This is a genomic window from Sporolactobacillus sp. PKPK-6 (genome assembly GCF_056678885.1).
On record NZ_JBWXPA010000001.1, the window covers coordinates 976942 to 1003021 of the forward strand.

The following is a 26080-nucleotide window of genomic DNA, read 5'->3' on the forward strand; positions in this document are numbered from 1 at the left end:
TCATTTCCATAAAAATGGTGGATATTCATCTAAATCATTTCGTAAATACCGAGCTAATAACAAAGCCTGAACATGTGGAACAAGTCCCCATGAAATCTTCTCGCCCAAAAAAGGATGAGTCAATTTTTCTTGTTTTTTTGTTTGCCATGCTTTGAGAAATAGTTTTCTTGCTTCTTCATTCATGATTACCGCGCCATTTTCCTTCTTCATGAAATCCTCGTTATGCAGAACTCTCTTATTGATTAATGAAATAACAAACCGATCTGCATAGACACCTCGCAATTCTTCCATGACATCTAATGCAAGAGAAGCACGGCCAGGTCGATCACGATGCATAAAACCAACATAAGCATCTAATCCCACTCCTTCAAGAGCAGCCGTTACATCGTTTGCTAGCAATGTGTAAGCAAACGAAAGCATTGCATTAACATTATCTAAAGGAGGTCTCCTTGATCGGCTTTTAAAAATAAAATGATCTTTTTGCTGCAGAATCATCTGATCAAACATAGCAAAATAAGTTGTGGCAGCTTGTCCTTCTAAGCCTCTTAATCGCTCCAAATCATTACATTCACGAATTGCTTTTAAAACATTGGTTAGTTCTTGTGAGGCATTTTTAAATGTAGCGACTTGAATTCGCAAAGGATAATCTCGTGTCACTCGTTCGAGAATCCATTTCTGATTATATACTTTTCCCAAGATAAAGTTTCTTGCGATTAAACATGATTCAGTGAGATTGTCAGAGACCCGATATTGCTTTTTTCGAAGAACAACATTTCCTCGACTCTCACCTATTACCCTTGCTAAGAAATGTCCATTCATGGTAAAAAAGGTAAGTACAATATTATTTTTTGCGCAATAACCCATTAGTGCTGGACTTGCTCCCGTATATCCAAACGAGATCACTGCTTCCAAGTTATGAAGCGGGATTCTTCCAAGTCTCTGTTGCTCTTTTTGCAGTACGATATTGCCGCCATCAAGGGAAAGATACACATCGGGTTGAGTGATATATAGTGTGTTGAGCAGTCTTTTCATTCATATATTTTCCCTTCAATATAACGCTTTACGGTCTGTTTCTGCATTAATTTTGGTAAACAAATATTTTGCAGCGAACAACTCAAACAAAATTTACCGGTCCGCACTTTTGGTGTGTATTGACGTCGATAATATTCCTGCATCTCCGAAATCATTGAATGAACTTTCTTTCTTATTTCCTCAGTAAATTCAACTGATACCCGATGCTTTAATTCATTATAAAATATAAACCCCTGTTTCACATCACAAAGAAGCATTTCTTCAAGGCATATTGCTTGTGCAGTCAGTTGTAAACGATCTGAATCATCTACTTTGGGCTTACCATGTTTATACTCAATAGGAAATGGAACAAATTTGCCATCCATCCCATTAATTGTGACACCATGTATTTCATCTCTCACAAATTCAACGACATCACAAATACCTGTAACTCTCAAGTCGTTTGATTTCACAGGCATTGCTCTGACAACCAGCTTGTCGCCACGCATTTCCCGGATAAAAGGCTGATCCGCCTTACGATGTAAAAATTGTCCTTCAACTGTTCTGACATTTTCTTCCCATTGCTGCTCAATATGAATTAAAGCCCATTGTCGTCTGCAAAATTGAAAATGTTGGATTCCTGAAAGCATCAAATAATCGTCTTCATTATCTGCCTTCAATAACTTCCACATCCAGACCATCAAGTTTTTCAAGAGTAATTTCATAGTCTCCCAATTGTTTTAGCAGGTCATTAGCTGGTTTGACTTCAAGTGAATGATGGACTTTAGCGGAAGAATATTGACCTAATTTACTGCTATGTTCCCACCAATAGAGCTTATAAACCGCCATACTCCCCTCAGGGCGTGCAGATGACGCATCATTTTCAAATAATGACATCAGTGCTTCTTTGATTTTATTGGCATCGTCATTAGTAAAACCTGTTTTTTCCGCCAATTGTGTATTGATACTTCCATTAAACCGATAAAGGCCAAAATCAACACGATGCTTCATCCCCATCGTATCTGAACCCTTGCCTTCCCCCGGCTCCGAGTTGACACTTTTTGTAATTTGCATGCTTGATATATCTATTGGTGCCACACTCACCGCTGTTTGTATGCTTACAGGTCCGCGTACCCCAACAGAAACACCTTTACTGGATCCCCCTTTAAAAGCAAAAACTTGTCCAAAACTTCGAACATCAAACCATGTTTTGCAGGCAACTTCAGCAAAGTCATCATTTGTTTTCTTTTTATCTTTGGTGATTGCTTTTAATTCTTCATTGCCGTCCGCACGTTCTCGCAAACTGTTAAATTCATCAGCTTGTCGATCATTTGATTGAACAAAGATTGATTCGCCCATATCTTGAAGGCGGTTTCTAATTTTGCGTTTAATGGCAACATCAGAAATTTCTCCGTAACCATCGTAATTCTGTCTTGGACGATTTCCGTTTAGTGGGTCGCCATTTGGATTGGCTTTCGTAACCGTTAAAAGAACGGCAAAATCAATTTTATGATCAAGAACAGTCATTTAAAATCGCTCCTTTTATTTTTGTTTTTTATTTTTCCAATTGAGAAGTCACTGACTCCTCAGATTTCTTTTGGTACAGTTGATGTCGTTGACTATAAAATCCTAGAAGAAATTTACCGGATAGCGGCCGATCATTAAATTCATCTGTTTGAAACATTGCGCCTAGTTGATCAATAAGCTGAGTTAAGTACCATCCGCCTCTGCCAAGCTTCGCCTGATAGGGGACAAGGTTCGCTTGAATAATGGCCCATGTTCTTTCTGGATGCTTTGCAAAATCATTCATATAGCGCATCGCGTTACTCATTCTCCAATCCTCTGACTTAAGTGCACGATGCTCTAATACATCTGCAATTGCGAGCAGACGGCCAAACAAATAACTTCGATCTTTTGTCTGTTCATCTAAAGCCAATGTGAATCCCTTCTTTCTTTCATGTTCTTGTCGATTAATTAATGCGCAGGTAATGCTTAATGTTTTCTCCCATTCGTATTGATCCTTGACGAGGGGATTAACGGCACGATTAAATGTTGATGTAACAATATCCTTTGGAATATGGCGCCGATCAACAATGCACGGCAACAATCGTTCTATAGTATCTTTAATGACCTTTTCATTTGCGTTGGGACCATAGGCAGCATAGGCAATATCTAAGGTCGACGGCGCACCAATAAATTCTATTAATTTCTTATCTTTCTTTCTGACATATCGATGTTTCCAAATACATTGAGAATGCCATTCGCGCAGGCTATTCAAATAGATCTCTTTTTGCATACTCCGATCGTATAAAATAGCCATTCTACCCGTCGTTGCAGAATCAAGGATGAGAATATTAACTTCACTTACATGACTCAGGTCATTTCGGAGTCCATCAATTGCTCTTCTAAATTGATCAGCAAAAGCTTGATCAGTAAACGCTGTTTGTTCGATCATTGCCTCTTTGTTATCCGTCAAATTCGCAAGATCAAAAAAATCATCCTCCGGATCCGGCAATTCTTCACCGGACACAGCCCAGACAAGGAATACACGGTTATCAATAATTTTTCCTTGTCGCCGTATCAACCATTTCAATGCATTATGTGCTTTTTGCGATACCTCATAACTTATATTTGCTGCTTCATGACTTGTCTCAAAAAGTCCGCGAAAAGTAAAACCACTCGTATCATTCGCAGATATTAGCTTTGCTTTATCACCAGAATTTCTAATCTTATTTGCATGTCTCTCTGTAAATGGAAGAACTTGTCCCGTAATATAACATAAATCACGGCCACTTAGCTGTTGATTATAAAAATTAATGAAAGAATTATAGATTTCTTGATTTTTCCATATTTTAGGAGCAAGTTTTCCCTCATGGTTTGTATAAACTCCGAATCGAATAAACGCACTATATTGTCCACCTGTAGCAATGGTAAAGATCTCAGGCTTTTCTCCTCCGCAGATTGATTTATATTGATCTTTCCACTTATCAATTAAGTTTCCATTCTCATCTAGCCACAAAATATGTTCATCGACCAAATCCTTAATCAAGTAGCTTTTTTTTAGATACGTATAGATACTCCTTATTTGCGGTTGGGTATATTGAGATTCAGACCATAACTTTAAATTTTCAATATAATGTGAAAAAGGCTGATCATTACTATCTTTTACTTTCCCACCAAAAGCAACAAAGTCACCTGCTACATAGCTGAGTTTATCGTGCAGCGGATAAGGAGCAATGGCTGCACCAGCTCTGCTTGCCGAAGACTCCGTGCATGGAATCACAGTTTTTCGTTCATTTTTATTCGAAATGAGCTCTGCTGTATGAAAATTACCCTCTTCAGAAACTGTTACTTCAATATGAGCCGTCTGTGTTGTATGAGAAATTGGTAAAAGCGAGTAGGCTTTCCCGTTTCTCTCTTCTTCTATTCCTACAAATGCCTGGTTTGCCTCATAGGTTTTATATAAATTTAGGAAACAGCTCATCTGGTTGCCCCCTTCTCGAATTCATCAAAGAGCGCATCTGCTGTCTGGATCGATGAAAGCTCAAAATGTTTTGTCTGCATTTCTCCTATTTTCCTTATCAAATTACATGTTTCAGGGCGAGGAAAATGAATGACACCGTTTTTCATTACCGGCTGCCATAATCGGATGGCCAATTCATTCTTACCCGTTTCATCCGGATATGAAATACCATGTACCATGGTGCCAAAATGAACTTCATCTATTTGATCATAATCTCCTTTTTCTTCATCAAACGCACATGGCTCTACATAACCTTGGCATTCCCGTGTTCCCAAAAAAATATCTCTACGTCCACCAGCCTTCAATGAACGCTGAAAAATGCTAAAGTGTTTTCCTTCATTGCGATCCGCTTCAAGATCAGGACGGTTCAGATTAAATTCAAAATGTCCCTGGACGACATATCTCGGATCTTTGAGATAAGTATAATTAGCTAATGTATTGCCCCCACTGTATTCAATTGGTCGTACACCCTTAGTCTCCATGCGAATGGTATGTAAGACACGTATTGAATCAATGTAGTGAACGATACTTGGCTTCCAGTAAATACTTTCTGTTATCCCTTTTAAAGATTGATAGGTAGGGATTTGATAAGTTGATTTTTCCCCGCCAATTCTAGTCAGCGGATCTGTAAAGAGTGCATATGGTGCATAAACCACAAAACAATAACTATTTTTCACATTTTCACCTCCATCAGGATTAGTCATCCATAATGAATATTATGGATATTTCTTGCCATCCATTTTCCCGCCCTCTTTTTGTCAGTCTGAATTATTGTTACGATATAATAAATCAGACAGAGATTTTATTTACAGTCTAAAAAACGTATTGTTTTTTCAGAGAACCGTTTTATATCAATTTGCTGAACATACATCAAATCATCTTCAGAGCGAAATTGCTTCCCTCTCAATTGAAAAATCTCTTTGACATTTACATACAGTTCTTTGTTTTCCACAATAATCACTCCTTAGTATTTTTTATTTTGTTCATTCAAGTAATTTTTATTCTTTCGGATTAAGTAATAATTAAATTACTGTATTATCATGCTTATTTTTATTATTTTTGGATAAAATACATTTGTCGCAGAAAATGCGTGGATTGAAATGGATTAAGTAATAATTACTTAAGTGCCCTTATATGGGCTTTTTTTAAAATACATACGGATCTAAATCACTATCTCCCGCTAAATCCAATCCAAATTCATCGCTATATGCCGTTTCTCTTAATACAAATACTTGTCCTTCTAAATATGGAATCAGAAGATTCTCTTTTTCCAGCCTTGTTTTAATTTGTTCATATATGTTGATTGAGAAATGCTGTGCATTTTTGAAAAATTGACTGAAGTCCTCAATCGTAGTCGCACTGTTTAGATCAGCAATAATTTCTATTCCATCACCATAAGGAACGATAACACTGGTTGTTTCATTGATAACATAGAATTCTTTAGCGGCTGTTTTCAGACTGCTCGGTAGAAAAAGTGGTGGAACAGAACCGTTCTTTTCTTTATAACTTTTTACATACACACTGTGCCTACGATCAGTATTTAAAAGAGAGATGAGTGTTCCTTTATAATGACGCATGTTAAAATCCAATTTACCTTCAAGCTCATTAAAGTAATTTTTAAAATACCAATCCATTGCCGTCCGTGAAAGAATATCATTTTGAAATCGCTTTGGATTTCCATGGAATTCTTTAAGAATCATTTTAGATATTGATTTTCCTCTATTGATTTCAAATAGATTTGCCAGTCTTTCTTCCTCATGATCAATGATAAAAACCTTGCGACCAGCTGGACATTCGCCATTTCGATTACAACGTCCTGCAGCTTGAGCAATTGAATCAAGTCCGGCTAATGATCTGATGACGCACTCAAAGCTGACGTCAACACCCGCTTCAATCAATTGAGTGCTGATACACACCATTTTCACCTTGTGTTTTAGACAATTTTTCACCCGATCAAGTATGACTTCACGATGTTTCGCACACATTGACGTACTAAGATGAAAGATATTAACTGGGAGTTCCAACTCTTTCATATATTGATAGAGCTTGCGCACAACCGATTTTGTATTGAGTATGACAAGAACATTATTTACATGATCAAGTTGTTCATCAATGAAGACAGCAAGTTTATCTGTATTGAAAGATTCTTGATAGGAACGATCAATGATTCTCACGCGTTTGAAAGCATCGGACACATGATCTAAGTTTTGAATAAGTTCTGAATGAGAATTTATATCTAAAGCATGCCGGACATAATTAAGTGCCGGCTGCGTGGCCGTGCAGAGTAAAATACTTGATTGACCAAATGTTTTTAAAAAATTTACTGCTTGGTTAAATAGTGAAATACAGTGAACAGGAACTTTTTGAATTTCGTCAAAAATAATGACACTGTTGGTTAAATGATGAAGGCGTCTGATATTCCGTGACCCATATCTATAAAAGATATTAAGAAATTGAACCATTGTTGATAAAATAATTGGGCAATCCCAGTTATCCTTAGCAAGTCTTAGTCTCTCTTGAACAGTCATTCCCCCTTCATCCACATCCTGTACTTCCTCAGGCGTTTCAATCACATTTGAATGATGCTCAAGTATATTTTGATCATCCCTTAAAATTGAGCGAATGACCTTTGCATTTTGTTCGATTATCGTCGTATACGGAACAATATAAATAATTTGTTTTCGATTATAACGCAAAGCATGTGCCAAAGCATAGCGCATACTGGCAAGAGTTTTTCCACCACCAGTTGGAATTGATAAAGTGTAAATGCCAGAGGGCTCTTGGGCAAACATTTCACATTGCTCAGACATTTCGCTTCTTAGTTGATTAATCGGTGTGTGTGCATTCTCGTTTAAATTAAATGAATTGAGCTTATCTTTTAATCGCTGATCATAATTTTCAAAAAGCTTCGCTACTTCTACCTGTCGAAGTGGGTCATTTTCTTCAAATAATCGTGTATCCGTTCGATCTGCATCAATGAGACAGCTGTAAATAAATCGTGTCAAAAAATTTGCTTTTTCGATAGGATTGCCGGGATTGCTTTGAAAAAAAGCTTTTAGTTCTTTTTCCGCATCATCAATATAGTTCATCAATTCATCCTTCGACATTACTTCTGAATGAAATCGATGGACTGCATTTTCATACTCGGGCAGTTCATTTTCACATTTTGAAACACGTTTATAAAAGGGAGCCTCCGCGTCGGGACTAAAAAAGTCATGGAGGTATGAGTGATGTGAAATAATTGAGTTGCCAACAATTTCAGAAAGTATGTATTTGAATGGTTTACGATTATGATCAGAGTGTAGCAGTTCAAAGAGGTATTTACCACCGGCAGTAGCATGGTCAACCGATCCACGTTTAGGAGCATTTTCAGGGGTGAATACTGCTCGATATAGATAATTCTGAAACTCACTTGTGTATTTTCCAAGATCATGAAGAACACCGGATAATCCAGAAATATGACACACGCCCACTTCACTTCCGTATTTCTCAGCCAAGCTTTTTACCGCTAATAAATGTTCTCTTACCGTCTGGGGCTTATGGTCGTTTTCTCGATAATGAGCTATGTATGAACTCATCGGTACCACCTTCTATGAATTGAGTCGTTAAATGTCAATTAATGTTTGCAAAGCTCGAATATATTATTAATTCAAGAAACAAATTATAAATCCTGCTAAAATAGTACTTTTTGTTCATTTAAATGTGATTATTTTTAAACCCCTGCCTTTGGCTTTTGCCAATGACAGGGGTCAGCTTTGTTGCATATCATTTTTATTCGTTTATCACTAATTTATTCGATCATTCTTCTATATTAATTCAAACTTGAATTATTCTTCCAACTCTGCCTCGATATATGAGTTCTTCGATGATTCTTGCATGCGCCAATACACGATCAGGCTGACGAAGATGCAGATGGCGACGTAGAAGAAGAACATGGTTTCAATGCCAATGCTTTTGAACCACAGGGCAACGAATTCGGCGGTGCCGCCAAAGATGGCGACTGTCAGGCCATAGGGAAGGCCGACGCCGAGTGCACGAATTTCGGTTGGAAACAGTTCGGCTTTAACGATCGCATTGATCGAGGTATAGCCGGTGACGATGACCAAGCCGAGCATCATCAACAGAAACGCGGCAATCACGTTGTGCGATGATTGCATGAGTAGGAACAGTGGAACGGTCAGCACAGTCCCTGAGATACCGAAGAAGAACAGCAGCGGACGGCGGCCGATATGATCGGACAACATGCCAGCAAGCGGCTGCAGGATTAAGAAGATGAGCAGTGCGACAAAATTGATGATGCTGACAACTTCCTTATCCAATCCGACTGAGTTGATCATGAATTTCTGCAAATACGTTGTGTAGGTGTAAAAAGCGACTGTACCACCAAGTGTCAGTCCGACAACAGTCAGAACTGCACGCGGATATTTCATCAGTGCTTTGATTGTTCCGGCATTCTTTTTCGACTTGCCTGACATTTTCTTAAACTGATCGGATTCATCCATCGACAGTCGGAGCCACAGTACAGCAAGTGCACCAAGCGCTCCAATCACAAACGGAATGCGCCAGCCCCATAATTTGAGCTGATCCTCGTTCAGCAGTAATTGAAGCACAATTTGAACACCAAGCGCGACCAATTGACCGCCAACCAAGGTAACATATTGGAAACTGGAATAGAAACCACGGCGGCCTTTATTCGCCATTTCGGAAAGATAAGTCGCTGAGGTTCCATACTCACCGCCAAGCGACAGCCCTTGAAAAAGTCGAGCTAAGACAAGAATAATCGGTGCAAAAACACCAATTGTCTGGAAGTTCGGTGTGACAGCGATCACCAGCGATCCGCCGGCCATAATTGTAATTGACAGGGTGAGCGCGGCGCGGCGGCCATGACGGTCCGCATAACGGCCCATGATTAAGCTACCGATCGGCCGCATCAGAAAGCCGATGGCGAAAATAGCGGCTGTGTTCAGCAGCTGTGATGTTGTATCTCCTGAAGGGAAAAAGTCGGTCGAGAAATACACCGCAAAGGCAGCGTACACGTACCAATCGTACCATTCAATCATGTTACCTAATGATCCTTTTAAAATGTTTCCTGCAATACGGCGCGATTCTGCGCGTTCCACATGCTTTACTTCAGCCACATGAACATCTCCTTTAAACATGAACATTCAACCGATCTTTATCTATTAATCATGCATGATGAAGAAATAGATTTTCGCTGTCATAAAGTTAACTCTATTAACTATTTTACACGACTCGTCCTATTCAAGGGAAACCATACGCTCAAAAGATTCTAGACGCACAAATTCCACCCAAAACGATGTCCTCTTCTGCACAGCATTATCGGTTCAATAATCATTCTTTTTTGTTATCATTACAATAACATACAAATCATCATTATTCATCCATTTTGATTAAAATCTTCAATTTTTTTTCATATTCTTATCGTTCTATTGAAATTTTCTTCAACATTAAAGTTACTAATGAAGGCTTTTCTCCGCAGCCAGGATGAATCAGAGCGCCTCTAAGATCGCCTCGTTTTCCTGTATTCTTGAGGATTGACATTCCCTAATTAGAAAAACCAGGCAAAAAAACGCCTGGTTCTTACTTCCGCAGGAAGTGGTGGCTTTTGCGTTGCATACAGGACGTATGCGTACTTAGCGAAAGATCCTTTTACGATACCGGTTTGATTACGCTCCGGTTGCTCGCGATCAACTAGGCACGGCCGCGGGCAGTCTGGAAGCCTCCTTAAGCAAACTGATGTCTGCGGGGTCTCCCCCTAGCCTGCGATCAACAGAGCCGCTCCGCAGGAGTCTCGCACCTATGCGTTTGGTTCGCAGCCCTTTACTTTGGTAAAAATCATATACTTTTTTTGCTTTTAAAAAAGGAATCCATTAATGGACTCCCCGCAAAATTAAACCTATTACATTACAACCCTACTTTTTCAAATGCCTGTGTTAAATCGGCAATAAGATCATTGGCACTCTCAAGTCCGACGCTGAACCGCAAAAATCCGTGTTCACGGAATTCTTCGGGATAAAAATGGATGCGCTCATCATCAGGACCAGTATACACGATCAAGCTTTCATCGTGTCCAATCGAGACTGCGGATATGATCAGCTTGAGTGAATTCACAAAATCATTGTGACGCGCAACATCGCCGTTAATACCGAAAGAGAGTACACCGGAGTATAATCCGTGCATCTGCTTCTTAGCAATTGCATGCTGCGGATGGCTCTTGAGTCCGGGATAAGCAACAAACGTCACCTCGGGATGGTTTTCCAAAAATTCAGCAATTTTAAGTGCAGTCTCACTATGCTGTTTCATACGCAACGGCAGTGTTACGACACCGCGTGTTATTAGCCATGCATTGAACGGGCTGATCGCTCCGCCGATATTGACCATTGCTTCACGTTTAATTTTATCAATCAATTCTTTTTTTCCAATCACCGCTCCGCCCATCGCATCACCGTGACCATTAATGTATTTGGTGAGGCTATGAATGACAAGATCCGCACCCAGTTCGAGCGGCCGCTGAATATACGGTGAGGCAAACGTACTGTCGACGGAAACCAACGCACCAGCTTCATGAGCGATTTTTGCGATTTCAGCGATATCACTGACACGAGTCGTCGGGTTTCCCGGCGTTTCCAAATGAATCAGTCTCGTGTTCGGACGAATTGCTTGCCGCACTGCTTCGGGATCCGAAGTATCTACAAGCGAGACTTCAATACCATATTTATCTGGAAAATATTCATGGAGCAGACGATAGACCGCTATGTACGAGACATCGGTGCAAATCACATGTGCGTCCTTGTCGATAAAGCTGAAAAAGACGCCTGCAAGTGCCGCAACTCCCGTCGCGAGTACCACACAATCCTCACCGCCTTCAAGTGAGGCAAGGCGTTCCTGCAAGTATATCTGATTTGCGGAAGTGGTTCGCGTGTAGATCAAATTGTTCGGGTCGCTCCAATTGAGTGTCGACGCATCATCCGGCAGCCGGTAACTGTTTGCCATTGTAATTGGTCTGCGAATAGCTCCCGTCTCGCTATCGATATCATTACCAACATGAATGCAGCGTGTGATAAAATCGGACTTGCTATAATCAGCCATACCTTATCCCCTTTTCTCTCCCCCGACCTTGCTTAGGAATCGCGGTCGCTTTGTTAATAATTCCATCGTATAAGTCGTCAGTAAAGAAGTCAATCATTAGTCACAGTATTCAACTATGATTAATGATTTTTCACACAAAAAATGCGAGCCTCCTTGCATAAGCAGACTCGCATCTTTACTTTTTCTTCTATAGTATAGTAATTTTTGATCAGCCGCTGAATGTGCCGTAAATCAGGAATATGTTTAAACAGGTTAGAATCACGGTAATCACCCATGCCAGATATTTAATCCAAGTAGGATTGGCAAACCTGCCCATCATTTTTTTACTGCTGGTAAAAATCGTTAAGGGAATAATAGCGAATGGAAGTTGAATACTGAGAAAAACTTGAGTATAAAGGAGCAGTTGCTCGACCGCTTCCTCTCGTCCTCCGTACAGAATGACACAGATGATCACCGGTACAACTGCGATCAGACGAGTGATGATTCGACGCAGCCACATTGGGACTTTCATGCGGATGAAGCCTTCCATGACAATCTGCCCGGATAGTGTTCCGGTTATTGTGGAATTCTGTCCGGAGGCGAGTAAGGCGATGGCAAAAAGTGTGCTGAGTACCGGACTTGCGATCACGCCGACAATCTGCGAATTGCCGAGCGCATTGTAGAGATCAGTAAAACGTCCGAGATTACTGGCATGCCCGTAAAACATTGAAGCTCCAAGGATAAGGAGCAGACTGTTAATGACAAATGCTACCGACAAACTGACATTGGAGTCAATCGTCGCGAATCGGATCGCTTGTTTCTTTCCTTTATCATTGCGTTCAAACTGGCGCGCTTGAACAATCGATGAATGCAGGTACAGGTTATGCGGCATAACCGTTGCTCCCACAATACCGAGTGCGAGTAAAAGGGCACCTTTATCTGACGCAATCGCCGGGCTAGGCACATAACCAGCAAAAATCTGCCCGGCGGACGGATTAGAAAGCATCACTTCATAAAGGAAAACAACAAGAATCGTAGCGATTAACGTAGCAACGATGGCTTCAATTTTTCTAAACCCGACTTTCGTCAAGGTAAGCAACAGGAGTACATCAAGCGTCGTAATGAGGACGCCGACAAGAAGCGGAAGTTTAAATAAAAGTTCAAGTGCGACGGCACCGCCGATGACTTCTGCTATATCGGTCGCCATAATGGCAAGCTCGGTCATGATCCACAACACGATGGAAACCGGCTTATTTGTAGCCTTTCGCGTGGCTTGAGCAAGATCCATACCTGTGACAATTCCTAATCGTGCCGACATACTTTGCAGCAGCATCGCAATTAAATTCGAGATCAAAATCACCGACAGGAGTGTATACGCATATTGCGAACCGCCTTGTATCGACGTGATCCAGTTGCCAGGATCCATGTAGCCGACGGCAACCAGAGCCCCCGGTCCACTATAAGCGGCCAGCATTTTCCAAAAGCCCGCTTTCTTAGGCAGCGCGACCGTGTTATTGATTTCTTCCAAGCTCGCTCCGTCTGAGTAATGCATCACATGTTTTTTCCTGCGCCGATGTAAATCGATTGCATCCTCCATTTTCTTCAGCTCCTTTGTTTCGTCTGCATCATTATTTTGCATTAAGGAAACATTTTTGTCAACATGAAATTTGGTCTTTTTTGTTTTTTTGCCCGTCCTTTTTTGAAATAATATTTATTTAGCAAAAAAAAGTAAAAAAATAATGCCCGTGACCCATTGGTCCGGCACATCACTTTTTAAATAAGATTGTAGATTTTTTACAGAGAATAGCCACGCTGCTCCTCTGCGCCTTTGCTTTCTTTTAAGGTTCGCCAATAAATCAGCTCGGTCATCAAATAAGCAATCGTTGACTCGGCACCTTGGTTTCGGTTGATGCCCTTTTCCTCCAAGCCGTCGCGGCCGCCGCCTTCTGCAGCATCTGCAACCGGCACATGCAGGTCATTTGCGCCATGGAACCAGTTGCGGCAATTTTCTAGGACTCTGAGATACTTCTCCGGAGTACTGAGAGCAGAGACGGCTTGTTCTGCGGCAAGCGCCAATTTCATCACTTCAAGCGGCTGCTGATCCCACTGGCTGGCGCATTCTCGCGTGCACCACCCATGATTGCCAATTGGATGAACCAAACCGTCCTCACGCGTCATTTTGTTTATAAGAAAATCAAGCGATTCTTCCGCAATGAGCAACGTGTCACTGTTTCCACTGACGCTGAACGAATGGAAAAGTGCCCAGGGCAACACTCCGTTTCCGTAGGTCATTACCGGTTCAAACCAGCGCCAGCTCGTATCTGAGTTACGCTCAAACAGAGCAAGCAGCTTTGCTTCCAGGTTCTCAATACATTCCGGTGTTTCTTCGCGAACAAAATTTTGAAATTCAGGCGTCCAGCTCAGTTCACCGCAGCGCATGTTGAGCAAGCTTGCTGCCGAAAGTGCATAGGCCGTTCCGCGCGGAAAGTTTAACTTTTTGACCAATGGAAAGGCCTTTTGAAACAGTGCAGCTGCTGCCCAGCGACTGTCCGGATTCGGAAGATCCAAGCAGGCAACCGCGCAAGCCCAAAGCGATCGTCCGAGGCAGTCTTCCGAGGGCTGTTCTTCTTCCAATGTTCGATCATAGGCGTAATTATTATGAAAATGACCATCCGCTTGCTGCGCGTATTCAAGAAAGGACAGGTAAACCGAAGACAACCGACGCAGCTGCAGGCTTTCCATGCCTTTCAATGGATCTCCGGCAATAAGCTTCTGCCATTCCGAGACGAGCCACAGTGCGCGGGCATTATCGTCTGTTGAGTAGCCCTCGCTGCGACGCGGAATGTTTCCGAGCGCATGCTCGACCAGACCTGTATCATCGGTCATCCGTTCCAGATGCGTCATTTTAATCTTGAGTCTTGGCAATCGATTCCACCCCGATTGACGGTTGGTTCAATACTGCTTCCGAAAATACTTTATTGTATTTTTTCCCGACTTGCGGCCAACTCATCGGCAATCCGATATGTGCCATTTTCCGTTGATAAGCGGCAAGCAGCGTCTCATTTGAAAGTAGCGCATTCATCTTTTCGACCCATCCGGCCTGATCATCATACGCAACAAATAATTCTTCACAGCCCTTGAGCAGATCCTGCGCGTATTGATACGGTGTTGACAATACCGGCCTGCCTAAGCCGATCGCATAGGCCAAAGTACCGCTCGTGATCTGATCAAGTCCCGGGTAAGGAGTAATGTATAAGTCGCATGAGGTGATATAGCGGACAAGATCCTGCTCCGTCATGAATTCGTCAATCATTTGTACATGATTTTCCAGATGATGCTGACGGATTAAGGTCTTCAATTCCTCACGATAAGATTCTCCTTCCAGCTTTTTCACGTTCGGATGTGTCTGCCCGATAATGACGTAAAGCGCATTCGGCACTTTTTTAACGACTTTGGGAAGTGCGCGAATGACCGCTTCAATGCCCTTATTTCTACTCAGAAATCCGAAGGTCATGATTACCTTGCGATCCTGCCAGCCGATCTTATTCCGAAAGTCTGCGCGCTTTTTCATATCCGCAATCGGTGTGCCGTGGGAAATAAATTCAATTTTATCTTTATTAATGTGAAAGCTGTCTTTTAAATAGGAAATGGCTTTATGGTTCATTACGACGATTTTGTCACTGCGTTCAGCAAGCTCGCGCTGGATTGATGCATAAGGCTCCTCGGGCTTCTTGAAGACCGTGTGAAATGTTGTAACGAGCGGCTTCTTCAGCGCACGAACAAAATCAAGGATATAATCGCCAGCATTGCCTCCGAAGATACCGAACTCATGTTGAAGTGAGACGACGGACACCGAACTCTTATTGATTTCCTTAGCTACCCTAAGATAATCCGATCTGTTTTCTCTTTCAATGGACCATTTGAAGAATGAATCATTGGGATACGATGTGTCCTTATCCTTAATAACGACAACCGGGTCGGCCAAGGACTTGCGCTTCGCCTTCTGCACATTCTGTCTCAAATGATACGTGTATGTGGCAATACCGCACTTCTGGGGAAGATACGTACTTACATAAGCTACCTGTTCACTCATATCGAAAACCGCGCTCCTTTTAAATTGAACTTCATTGGTGATACAGGAAAGGTAGATTAGCACTCACATTGAATGACTGCTAACAATAGTGTAGTCTTTTTTTTCGGAAAATTCAAGGTGTGCATGTCCGACATCACTCATCCCATAGGCGGCCACATGGACGCTAAGGTAGGCGGATCAATTGAAATTATTATTTTTTAAACGGATTTTAAATAAAAAATCCTTCACCTATTTGGCACAGGCAAAGGATTAATAAGTTTATGCATCTGATTTTTTTCGCATCAAAAAGTAAGGTTCGACCGGCGCGTCGACAGTCATCGTTACGGTCATCATCGGATTGGGAGCACGGTCAATCGGTTCGCCGTCCTCGTTCCACAGATCACGCACTGTCTGTTTGAAATGCGCAAATCCCGGTCCGTAAAATTCAACTTCCTCGCCGACACCGAAATTATTGCGCTGTTCCAGCGTCGCGATCTTTGTATCCGGATCGTAATCTAAAACTTGAGCTGCGAAAGTGTATTTCGGTATTTTACGCGCTTTGCCGAAGAGCTGTTCCTTTTCGGTCGGCACACCATAATAAAAACCGGTCGACAGATCGCGCTGAGCGACCTTCCAAATCTCATCATCCCATGCCGGATCAAAGACAAAATGTACCGGATCGCTGCAGTAAGCGTCGACCGCATTGCGATACACATTGGAAACCGTTGATACATAATGGATCGATTTCATTCGGCCTTCAATTTTCAAGCTGTTAACACCTGCATCAATCATATCAGGCAGATGATGAAGCATTGACAAATCGACCGCACTCATCGAAAACGGCTCATCATCGCGCAGATGACTGTTCGGCTCACCGTTGTCCATGTCGAACAGATCGTATTTCCAACGGCAGGACTGAGCGCAGCCGCCGCGATTCGCGTCACGATTCACCATGTGATTGGAGAGCGTGCAGCGTCCTGAATAAGCAATGCACATCGCGCCATGAATGAAGGCTTCAATCTCGATATCTGTATGGCGGCGCATTTCGCGGATTTCCTCAATACCTACTTCTCTTGCAAGCACCACGCGCTCGAGTCCGATGCTTTTCCAGAACTCAAGTGTCTTGTAATTCGTCGCCGAGGCTTGCGTCGACAAATGGATTGGCAGTCCCGGTGCGGCGTTAAAGCAGACGACAATCAACGCCGGATCCGAAATGATCACCGCATCCACGCCAATGGATTGCAGCGTCTTAAAGAATTCGTCCGCTCCATTACTGTCGCCTTCATGCGTCACCATGTTTGCCGCGACAAAAACCTTTGCGCCGTGTTCGTGAGCGAAAGCTACACCTTCAGACATCTCTTCATAGGAAAAGTTGCCTGCACGCGAACGCAGCCCGAATGCCTGACCGCCGATGTAGACTGCATCCGCACCGTAACGGATGGCCATTTTCAGTTTCTCTAAATTGCCTGCCGGAGCAAGCACTTCAGGTTTCTTCTCAATCTTTTTCATCATTGTTCTCCTTCTTGCTTGCAATAGTCTAAGAGGCTGTTCTATTAATGAACATCTTCAGGATTTTTCAAGTAAAAACCGGTACCGAGCGGCCGATGTGCCGGCTGCAGCTTGACTAAACGGTTGCAAAAGCTCTCCGGTACGAACGCTCCGGATTCAAGTGCTTGCCTTGCTTCAGCAAAAAGCGACACAATTTGAACAAAGCGTTCGCCATGAAGCAGTACGCCGTCAAGCTTCCATGTATTCAAGCCGTTCTCATGCATTAATTTCAGCTGTCCCATCAGTGATAGATCATCCGTTGAAAAAATATGAGTCCCGTCCGTATCTTCAAAAATAGGATATTGACTATCCGGATTTTTTGGATCGCGCAGGTACAGTGTCTGATCGTTCTTCTCAGCCCCGCCGGTGTACTTAAAATAATTTTTCAGTAGCGGGCGTCCGGATTGATGGATACATGTTGGTCCGTATACCTGAACCTCGATGGGCTGATCCAACTTTTGCTGCATCTCAATTAATTCTGTTAGAGTCAATTCGCGTGCAGCAACTGCGCCTGAGGCACCTTGACTGATCCAAAAAGCAACCTGTTCCGCCGAGGTAACCAATGTGCCGGCATCATAAATAAAATTCAACGGGAGTCCCAATTCCCTCAAGACAAAAATTGCACCAGGATCTCCAATTGAAACAGTATCCACACCAAATTTTCCAAGTTGAGACAAGTACGGAGCCAATGCACTGATCTGTTCGTTATGCATCAGTGCGTTGCAGGCAACCGTTATTTTTTTCCCGCGGCGATGCACCAAGTCGGAAATCCGACCAATACTTTCTAAACTGAGCGGCTTTGGCAGGCGCAGACCGAATGGATGACCGCCAACATAGAGCCTGTCCGCCCCGGCGTCGATTAGTGCTTCAGCCTGCTCCAATGATTCTGCAGTAGCAATAATTTCAATCAAATGAAAACCTCCGTATACAAACATTTATGCTTTTCATTATATCATGATCGTTTTTAGGTCAACCAGCATTCTAAGCAAGTCAATGTGTATTCGCGGATTTTTGTGCTATTCTGACAGTAGTGACTCAATCGAATGAGCCTATTGACGAAAACTTGGCTGAAGCAGGTACGAAATCTTCGTACTTCCTTATTTTGATGAAAAGCGGTGTTGAGAAACAAAACAGCCGCAAGCAAGGAGAGATGATAGATGATTGGATTTATTGGAATCGGTATTATGGGCAGCCGCATGGCTAGACGTCTGCTTGACGCAGGACATGAACTGATCGTTTACAACCGCACCAAGTCGAAAACCGAACCACTGATTAAAAAAGGTGCGCTGCTGGCAGGTTCACCAAAGGAGGTCGGTTCACAAGCTGACATCGTATTTACCATGCTCGCCAACCCTCAGGCGGTAGATGCAGTCGCTTACGGCGACAATGGACTGCTTGCCGGTATGAAACAAGACGCACTTTGGGTAGACAGCAGTACGATCAGCCCGACTCAATCGGTAAAATTAGCTGATGCCGCAAAACATGAAGGCATTCACTTTTTGGATGCTCCGGTCGCAGGTTCAACGGGTCCTGCTGAAAAAGGCGAATTGATCTTCTTCGTCGGCGGTGAATCTGGAGACCTAGAAAAGGTACGTCCATTGCTCAACATCATGGGAAAAGAAATTCATCATAAAGGAGCAAATGGAACCGGTACAGCGATGAAATTGGTCAATAACCTGATGCTCGGACAGACTGTCGCTGCTTTTTCCGAAGCGGTTGCTTTCGGTGAAAGTCTTGGCCTGGACAAAGCTGGTGTGATCAAATCACTGTTTGCGGGTCCAACTGCCGCGCCGATTCTTCATTTCAAGGAGAGCAAAATGATGAACGAAGACTTCGAGAACGCGGACTTCAAAGTAAACAGCATCTATAAAGATATGGAGCTTGCTTCCGAGGAAGCGTACAAGCATGGCTTTGCCCTTCCGCTATCGAACACTCTAAAGGCAATGTACGGATTATGCCAGCAGCAAGGTAAAGGCGAGTACGATTTTGCGACCATCTATGATTTTCTGAAGAAAAAATAACTGCTGAGTATAAATGGGAGCGTGGGGACAACCCCTCGCTCCCATTTTATATATGTCGTTTTCGCCATTTTTTAGCGGTCATACGTTTTTTCTGGTCAATATGCCTAATCTGTTCAGTAGCACGTCTGATTTTTTCAGTCAATGTGAGCATCGGTTCCGAATCAATCAAGACGTTCACATCATGTATTTTGGCAATTGCGGCCGCCTGCAGAGCGACACCAACAGCTGCATTCTGAAGCAGCAGAATTAAGTTGCAACGAGCAATCCCCCGTTTAACGATCGAAAGCTCATTTTTTCTCAATTCATCGCCATTGTTTTCAAGTAAGAAAACAGTCGCGATTCCTTGTATTTTACGACTGATAATCAACTGTTTCTTATGCTTAGTAAATCCAGTGTGATCGGATTGCTTCGCACCGATCACCATGATCGCCGGCTTTTTTCTCATGCCGCTCATTTATACTGGATTCGACACAATCAGGTCTGCATGACCGATGATCTGCAGCGTTTCAACAGATGCAGGTACTACAAGATGGTCGCCTTTTTTCAAATCATAGCTCGAATCGTCAATTTGAAGCTTTCCTTCACCGTCAAGCACACTCATCAGCAGGAACGGCCAGTTCTTCTTGATCGGTTCCGTGCAGCCGCGCACTTCCCAGTGAGAGACGGTAAACAGGCTCTCACGCAGTAATTCGGTGAATTTTGCTTCCGTTTCCTGACGCACATGATAGGTCAGCTCGGGATCGACATGCGGACAATTTGCGACATCAATGGACTGCTGAATATGCAGTTCACGTGGTTTTCCGTCCGCTCCGGGCCGATCATAGTCATAGACACGATAGGTTGTATCTGAACTTTGCTGAGTCTCAAGTATCAGGCAACCGCCGCAGATCGCGTGAATGGTCCCGCTCGGCACATAGAAAAAGTCTCCTGGTTTTACCTTTACCCGGCGCAGCAGGCTGTCCCATTTTTTTTCGGCAACGGCCTTGCGGAAGTCCTCTCGTGTTTGGGCCGTATGTCCGTATACAATTTCTGAATCTGCATCACAGTCAATAATGTACCAGCACTCCGTCTTGCCGAATGGCACATGCTCCTTAGCCTGTGCATAGGCATCGTCCGGATGAACCTGCACGGAAAGATCCGTACGTGCGTCAAGAATTTTGGTCAGCAGGGGAAAGTCATCTCCGGCATAGTTGTCGAACAATTCCCTGTGCTGTGCCCATGCATCGGCAAGCGTTTTACCTGCAAGAGTCCCGTTTTTGATTACAGCCGGGCCATTTGGGTGCGCTGAAATCCCCCAGCATTCACCAGTTGTTTCGCTCGGCATGTTATACCCGAACAAGTCGCGCAGCCGCGTGCCGCCCCAGATCTTATCGTGAAGCGCCGGCTCTAGAAAAAGCGGTGTTTTATCCATAATAGAAATCGTCCCCCGTTCTGTTCAATCCGCTTCTATTATACCATGCTTTTTGTTGCAAAATGGTGGCGCTTTATTTTAGCGGAAAATTAGATTTTTCCGCGATGTCTCAGCTTGGCTTTCTTTTTTCTCAATTGATACTCCTGCTGCTTTAAAATCTTTTTTTCTTCCTTACTGCGCAAGCGGTGTATTTTCTTTTTTTGTTCGAATGCTTCTTTCAAAGCTTTTTGCGCTTTTGTACCAATCCCTGAATTACGGGATTCTTTTTTGACCATGCGCCTTAATCGCTTCGCATTGATGCATTTACGGCGATGAATAGCTTCCTTCTCTCGAGCAACAGGCAGACTTCGATCAATGAGTTGATCCAAGCCACAACAAACAAAAGATAAAACATCAGGATTGCTAGGCTCCGGTCCGAACACATGCCGCGCAACAATCATCTGTCCCTCTTTCTCTGCTTCAACAACACCGATCCAATACTGCCCATCAAAATAAACGGTTAACTTCATAGAAAACTCCTCCTCAGTTGTTTCATGAAATGACGGACATCCCGAGGAGGGAAGGATACTGATATCATCATTGATACACCCGGACTACCAACCGGATCGTGTTTTTTCATTTCAAAGATGATTGAAGCATTTCAAAAGAATGCTGTCAACGCCGTTTGCTGACACATGACTTGCGAAATTAAAGACACGGAATTATAATGACTATACAGTCAGTGAGTGAGGAGTCATTTAATGAATAAGCGAGAGCAACAAAGACAGCAGACACGCGCAGCAATTCTTACGGCCGCCGAACATGTTTATGCAATCAATGGCTTTATACGTCCATCAACACAGATGATTGCCAAAGAAGCCGGTGTCGCTCATGGCACTGTCTTTCTTCATTTCCAATCACAGGAAAAATTAATCCTGGCAGTGATTGACAATTTAGGAACGGCACTCACGGCACAAATCCATGAATCATCGGAACCGGGACATTGTCTCAGTGACGTTTTACAAACACATCTAACTGCGATTGAAGCAAGTGAATCACTTTACACCCATTTGATCATGGACTTGCAGCAATTGCCGGAAGAAGCACAACAAACAGTGATTGGTATTCAATCAGTGATTGCCCATCATTTGGATCAAGTCATGACTCAATTGAAGAATGAGAAAAAAATAAAGGATCTCCCCTTTTCGTTCCTATTCAACACATGGATCGGACTCATTCATTACTATCTGATGAACCGTAGGCTGTTTGCACCGCAAGGATCAGTCCTTGCTCTTTATAAAAACCAATTAATAGCAAATTTTTTAAAACTACTGGAGGTGGATTGTAAATGAATATGATGAATTTTTTTATGAAGGAAGCCCCTGAAGCCGCGCAAGCGTTTAATGGGCTCATCAGAACGCTATCAACATCAACAGGACTTGATCCAAAGACGAAACAGCTCATCTATATCTCCATGAAAGCATCGCAAGGAGATGCTGCCGCTGTTACCGCCCATACCCATATGGTGAAAAATCTTGGTGCTTCACGTGATGAACTAAAAGAAGCAATTTTAATGACGCTGACCGTAACAGGAATTAAAGGCGTCGCCACCTGTCTGGAACCGGCGCTTCATGTGTTTGATAAGGAGGTCGATGAAAAATGAAGCAATGTATTGCATGCGGTATGCCTATGAAAAATGTTGACGATTATCCACTTGGCGACACAACGAAAGACTATTGCAAATATTGCGCACGGCCAGATGGGAGCATGCAAAGCTATGATGAAAAACTGGCATCTATGACCCAGTTCATCATAAGAACCCAAGGGCTCAATGCCAATGTCGCTCAAGAATCCGCAGCGTTCATGATGCGTAAGCTTCCTGCATGGAAAAAGAGCGATTCTCATGACTGAGCTACCCAGCCTCCCCAACCTCGGACCAGTACTTGTTAAGGAATTACATCGAATCCATATTCGCACTGCGGAAGAATTACGCGCTATGGGAAGTGAACAAGCCTTTCTAGCTATGAAGGTAAATGATCCATCCGCTTGTCTATGCAAGTTCTATGCACTTGAAGGCGCTGTTCGAGGAATACGCTGGCATGCGTTGTCCCCTGAAAGAAAAAAAGAGTTGAAAAATTTTCTTGAAAATCATAAATAATACGGACGAATGTTCGAAAAAAAACATGAGTAAGCAGCAGCTCACTCATGTTTTCGTCCTATCTATTTATCTATAAAGTTAGGAAACCTTTACTCCGCTCCGGAAAATTCAGTGCTTGCGGCTACCTGTTCGCTCCGCATTATAGCACCATAAACGATTCCTGTGATCAGCACACCGATCGGCCATGAGAATGCGGCAACTGCTGAGAATACAGGGATGAGTGCCAGAGGAACCGTGATAATGATTCCTACAATAAATGCGATGAACGCTTTTACATGGTACCCGTTCTTATACCAGTATTCACCCTTTTTCTCTTCATACAATGCTTGCACATTGATCTTACCGCGCTTAATTAAATAGTAATCAACAATGATAATTGCGAAGATCGGTCCGAGAAAAGCGCCAAGTCCGCCGAGAAAATAGTTGACGGCAACCGGATTGCTGTACACTTGCCACGGCATGACAACGATTGAGAGAATCGAAGTAATCATCGCTCCGCGGCGAAAATTGATATGTTTCGGTGCAAGATTGGCAAAGTCATAAGCAGGAGATACAAGATTAGCAACGATATTCACACCCATTGTGGCAATGATAAAGACGATTGCGCCGATAACGAGGAAAAACGGATTGCTCACACGCTGAATGAGGAGAACCGGATCCGTTATCGCTTTCCCAAATACAGTAATGGTCCCGGCTGTCACAACAACAGAAGCCAGTGAAAAAGCGGTAAAGTTAACGGGCAGCCCCCAGAAATTCCCCCGTTTCGTTGTCTTCACTGAAGGTGAAAAGCGAGTAAAGTCACTGACATTCAGAATGATTGTTGAAAAATAGGCAATGACAAGTGAAATCGCACTGAAAAATTGAATCACTGCCTGTCCTGAAGAAATCTTTACAGGGCTGACACCGATGTTTATTTTTCCGCCTGCCTTGATCGCGATCCAGACGATTAAGATCAGCATCATCAGATAAACAACAGGACCGCAGAAGTTATCAAATTTACGAATAAATTCCATTCCATAATTAAATACAACGAACTGCAACAACCAAAGAAAGAGAAAACCGATCCATCCGGGAAGTGAAAGTCCAAGGAATGTGTAGCCCATCATTGATTTCATGTCCGGAAAGATAAGCAATAGAATCGCGACAACGGCAACTGATGAAAGGTACGTCTGAATTCCATACCAAAAAATAGCGATGAATCCGCGAATCAATGCAGGCACATTCCCGCCGAATACGCCAAATGAAATGCGCGACAGAACCGGATAAGGCACACCAAGCTTGGTTCCTGCAACACCGGTCATATTGGCAAGATACATGACAGCAAAAGCGCCAATGATTTCTGCAACAAGGACTTCCCAACCGGTCAATCCAAGAAAAAATAAGCCGGCTGCAAAAGTATAGGTACCGATACTGTGCACATCGGACATCCACATCGACAGTAAGCTGTAGGTCGTCCAGCGTCTTTCTTTGGCGGGAGCCAAATCTTCGTTATACAAGTGTGAACTCGGTTCCGTGATCGTCCCTTTAAAAATTTCATTTGAACCCATACTCATACCCTCCATCATCCAGAATATTTTGATATTAATAAGCAAATCAATTACCCAACTTCAGCCAATCTGTTTTTGGACATCCTAATCCCTTTTGATGAATCGTGCAGAAAATAATGTTTCTTCAACTCACAAAGTACGTTAAATAATATTACATAGATTATATTAAAGAGCATTTCTATGTTTGTCATTAGCTATAATATATAAAAAAGTAATTCTTTTTTGTACTAAGTTAACTATTCTCCTAGATGTATATATAAAATATGTCATATTTTATGACACAAATAAACCGTGTACACTTTATACACGGTCAATCCATTACTATAGATAGAGGCTATATTACAATTACTTTCCTGGACGGATCCATTTTCCCGCCGCTGCGCCGTTGATGCCATCCGCATTAGAGTAGACAACTGTCCCTCGATTAATCGTTGTCTGAATGCTCGAAGGGAAAACATGGCCCTCGTACAGGCTGAATTTATTCTTTTGATAAAGCTTATCTGTTGTTACCTGTTCAGGCTTATCAAGTGCTACAACCGCAAGGTCCGCATCAGCGCCTTTGCGGATTTCTCCCTTTTGCGCTGTGAGCCGAAAACGCTCCGCTGGTTGCTTCGCCGTCCAGTCTGCTACTTTAGTGAGCGGAAGATCATGAGTCAAGGCAATCTCAATCGCGCTTAATAACGAAAACTGACCGCCGCTAATGCCGCCCCAGGCGGTAAATATGCTGTCTGTCTGCTTGTCTTTCCATTCACATGGCGAATGATCAGAGGAGACCAGGTCAATCTGTCCTTGAATCAGAAGATTGACCAAACCACTCCGTTCAGCTTCCGAACGAAGCGGAGGTGCACATTTCCCCACAACACCGATCTTGCGAAAATCCTCATGACTATAAAGCAAATAGTGCGGGCAGGTTTCAAGCGTAACGTCCTGCCCTCTCTTTTTGGCGGCTTGAATTAATGCAACGGCCTCAACCGTACTGATATGAACAAAATGTAGTGGACAGCCGGTCACCTCAGCGAATGTCAAGGCTCGTGAAACAGCCTCAGTTTCCGCCTGGACAGGGCGAGATTCTGCATAGTCATCATACCCCGTTAACCCTTTAGCTTCTTTTTCCTTTTGAAGAAAAGTGACGAGCGGGGCGCTTTCCGAGTGAAGGGCGAGCACGGATCCGGTTTTTGCAATGCGCTTCATCCCTTCAAGGAGTGATTCATCATCAACAGAATGAAAATAGGGATTTCCTGAAGGAGATAAAAATGCTTTAAACCCGATCGCGCCAGCATCGGCCAGATCAGCCAAGTCATTCAGGTTCTCCGGAACAAGCCCGCCCCAAAGGCCAAAGTCAATGTGTGACTTTGCTTCACCAACAGCCACTTTATCAACAAATGCTTCTTTAGTAACTGTTGAAGGAATACCATTAAGCGGCATATCAAAAAAGGTGGTGCAGCCGCCGGCGGCAAGCATTGCCGAACCGGTTTCAAAGCCTTCCCAATTCTCTCGGCCTGGCTCATCAAAGTGAACATGAACATCAATCATTCCAGGAAAAACGGTCATCCCTTCAGCATTGACGACTTGTTTTGCTTCTCCATCCAATACCTGACCCAGTGCTGTGATTTTTCCGTTGTTAATACCGATATCGAGTCTTCTCACTTCATTCGACAGCACAACATTGCCGTTTCTGATCAGTAAGTCGTAAGGCACAGCCTTCATCTCCCTTAAAATGA

The 26080-nt window shown here is 43.0% G+C and carries 24 protein-coding genes; 5 read left to right on the forward strand and 19 right to left on the reverse strand.

Going from position 1 to position 26080, the window contains the following annotated elements; genetic code table 11:
* The 14 genes from cas1c to AC1MBV_RS04715 all read right to left on the reverse strand — a co-directional run bounded on the left by cas1c (position 1) and on the right by AC1MBV_RS04715 (position 18151).
* Complete coding sequence (cas1c, locus tag AC1MBV_RS04650) at positions 1-1032, reverse strand: type I-C CRISPR-associated endonuclease Cas1c (protein WP_480947640.1); 1032 nt, start codon at positions 1030-1032, stop codon at positions 1-3.
* Entirely contained in the window at positions 1029-1691 is a 663-nt protein-coding gene (gene cas4 / locus AC1MBV_RS04655) for a CRISPR-associated protein Cas4 (RefSeq protein ID WP_480947641.1), read from the reverse strand. Before cas4 ends, cas1c begins: the two co-directional genes overlap by 4 nt.
* A complete protein-coding gene (gene cas7c / locus AC1MBV_RS04660) occupies positions 1678-2538 on the reverse strand; it encodes a type I-C CRISPR-associated protein Cas7/Csd2 (RefSeq protein WP_480947643.1) in 861 nt (286 codons plus the stop codon). Before cas7c ends, cas4 begins: the two co-directional genes overlap by 14 nt.
* 28 nt (positions 2539-2566) lie before the next feature.
* On the reverse strand, positions 2567-4495 hold the full coding sequence (gene cas8c / locus AC1MBV_RS04665; protein WP_480947645.1) for a type I-C CRISPR-associated protein Cas8c/Csd1: 1929 nt from the start codon (positions 4493-4495) through the stop codon (positions 2567-2569).
* On the reverse strand, positions 4492-5211 hold the full coding sequence (gene cas5c / locus AC1MBV_RS04670) for a type I-C CRISPR-associated protein Cas5c (protein ID WP_480948258.1): 720 nt from the start codon (positions 5209-5211) through the stop codon (positions 4492-4494). Before cas5c ends, cas8c begins: the two co-directional genes overlap by 4 nt.
* Before the next feature lie 125 nt (positions 5212-5336).
* A complete protein-coding gene (locus AC1MBV_RS04675) occupies positions 5337-5486 on the reverse strand; it encodes a hypothetical protein (protein ID WP_480947646.1) in 150 nt (49 codons plus the stop codon).
* A 193-nt stretch (positions 5487-5679) separates the two neighbouring features.
* Complete coding sequence (gene cas3 / locus AC1MBV_RS04680; RefSeq protein WP_480947647.1) at positions 5680-8112, reverse strand: CRISPR-associated helicase Cas3'; 2433 nt, start codon at positions 8110-8112, stop codon at positions 5680-5682.
* A 249-nt stretch (positions 8113-8361) separates the two neighbouring features.
* A complete protein-coding gene (locus AC1MBV_RS04685) occupies positions 8362-9594 on the reverse strand; it encodes an MFS transporter (RefSeq protein WP_480948259.1) in 1233 nt (410 codons plus the stop codon).
* Positions 9595-10459: 865 nt separating this feature from the next.
* Entirely contained in the window at positions 10460-11644 is a 1185-nt protein-coding gene (locus AC1MBV_RS04690; protein ID WP_255747535.1) for a trans-sulfuration enzyme family protein, read from the reverse strand.
* A 208-nt stretch (positions 11645-11852) separates the two neighbouring features.
* Positions 11853-13175, reverse strand: coding sequence for an Nramp family divalent metal transporter (locus tag AC1MBV_RS04695; protein ID WP_255747698.1), 1323 nt, complete (start codon positions 13173-13175; stop codon positions 11853-11855).
* A gap of 242 nt (positions 13176-13417) precedes the next feature.
* Positions 13418-14548 carry a glycosyltransferase gene (locus tag AC1MBV_RS04700; RefSeq protein WP_255747536.1) on the reverse strand — a complete coding sequence of 377 codons (1131 nt, stop codon included), beginning with the start codon at positions 14546-14548 and terminating at the stop codon, positions 13418-13420.
* Positions 14529-15716: a glycosyltransferase family 4 protein gene (locus AC1MBV_RS04705; protein WP_255747537.1), complete on the reverse strand. Its 1188-nt coding sequence runs from the start codon at positions 15714-15716 to the stop codon at positions 14529-14531. Before AC1MBV_RS04705 ends, AC1MBV_RS04700 begins: the two co-directional genes overlap by 20 nt.
* A 258-nt stretch (positions 15717-15974) precedes the next feature.
* The gene (locus tag AC1MBV_RS04710; RefSeq protein WP_480947648.1) at positions 15975-17204 is read right to left on the reverse strand and encodes a peptidase U32 family protein; all 1230 of its coding nucleotides are present in this window, start codon (positions 17202-17204) and stop codon (positions 15975-15977) included.
* Positions 17205-17248: 44 nt separating this feature from the next.
* Entirely contained in the window at positions 17249-18151 is a 903-nt protein-coding gene (locus AC1MBV_RS04715) for a peptidase U32 family protein (RefSeq protein WP_480948260.1), read from the reverse strand.
* A 249-nt stretch (positions 18152-18400) separates the two neighbouring features.
* Here AC1MBV_RS04715 and AC1MBV_RS04720 point away from each other — a divergent pair, with 249 nt between their 5' ends.
* On the forward strand, positions 18401-19264 hold the full coding sequence (locus AC1MBV_RS04720) for an NAD(P)-dependent oxidoreductase (RefSeq protein ID WP_480947649.1): 864 nt from the start codon (positions 18401-18403) through the stop codon (positions 19262-19264).
* A 46-nt stretch (positions 19265-19310) separates the two neighbouring features.
* Here AC1MBV_RS04720 and AC1MBV_RS04725 read toward each other — a convergent pair whose 3' ends face one another.
* The 3 genes from AC1MBV_RS04725 to AC1MBV_RS04735 form a co-directional block, all read right to left on the reverse strand.
* Complete coding sequence (locus AC1MBV_RS04725; protein ID WP_480947650.1) at positions 19311-19709, reverse strand: hypothetical protein; 399 nt, start codon at positions 19707-19709, stop codon at positions 19311-19313.
* Positions 19710-19718: 9 nt separating this feature from the next.
* On the reverse strand, positions 19719-20675 hold the full coding sequence (gene manA, locus AC1MBV_RS04730) for a mannose-6-phosphate isomerase, class I (RefSeq protein WP_480947651.1): 957 nt from the start codon (positions 20673-20675) through the stop codon (positions 19719-19721).
* An 89-nt stretch (positions 20676-20764) separates the two neighbouring features.
* Positions 20765-21184, reverse strand: coding sequence for a YjdF family protein (locus tag AC1MBV_RS04735; protein ID WP_480947652.1), 420 nt, complete (start codon positions 21182-21184; stop codon positions 20765-20767).
* 231 nt (positions 21185-21415) lie between these two features.
* Here AC1MBV_RS04735 and AC1MBV_RS04740 point away from each other — a divergent pair, with 231 nt between their 5' ends.
* From AC1MBV_RS04740 to AC1MBV_RS04755, 4 genes are read left to right on the forward strand one after another with little or no spacing between them, the layout of a single operon-like run.
* Positions 21416-22006: a TetR/AcrR family transcriptional regulator gene (locus AC1MBV_RS04740; RefSeq protein WP_255747547.1), complete on the forward strand. Its 591-nt coding sequence runs from the start codon at positions 21416-21418 to the stop codon at positions 22004-22006.
* Positions 22003-22317: a carboxymuconolactone decarboxylase family protein gene (locus AC1MBV_RS04745; RefSeq protein WP_480947653.1), complete on the forward strand. Its 315-nt coding sequence runs from the start codon at positions 22003-22005 to the stop codon at positions 22315-22317. Before AC1MBV_RS04740 ends, AC1MBV_RS04745 begins: the two co-directional genes overlap by 4 nt.
* Positions 22314-22565, forward strand: coding sequence for a zinc ribbon domain-containing protein (locus AC1MBV_RS04750; protein WP_480947654.1), 252 nt, complete (start codon positions 22314-22316; stop codon positions 22563-22565). The genes AC1MBV_RS04745 and AC1MBV_RS04750 overlap by 4 nt, the downstream gene beginning before the upstream one ends.
* The gene (locus tag AC1MBV_RS04755) at positions 22558-22812 is read left to right on the forward strand and encodes a TfoX/Sxy family protein (RefSeq protein ID WP_480947655.1); all 255 of its coding nucleotides are present in this window, start codon (positions 22558-22560) and stop codon (positions 22810-22812) included. The genes AC1MBV_RS04750 and AC1MBV_RS04755 overlap by 8 nt, the downstream gene beginning before the upstream one ends.
* Positions 22813-22901: 89 nt before the next feature.
* On the opposite strand, the gene AC1MBV_RS04760 is transcribed toward AC1MBV_RS04755, so the two are convergent.
* Together AC1MBV_RS04760 and AC1MBV_RS04765 are read right to left on the reverse strand one after the other, a co-directional pair.
* Complete coding sequence (locus tag AC1MBV_RS04760; protein WP_480947656.1) at positions 22902-24359, reverse strand: NCS1 family nucleobase:cation symporter-1; 1458 nt, start codon at positions 24357-24359, stop codon at positions 22902-22904.
* A 345-nt stretch (positions 24360-24704) separates the two neighbouring features.
* Entirely contained in the window at positions 24705-26057 is a 1353-nt protein-coding gene (locus AC1MBV_RS04765) for an allantoinase (protein WP_480947657.1), read from the reverse strand.
* Positions 26058-26080 lie beyond the last annotated feature (23 nt).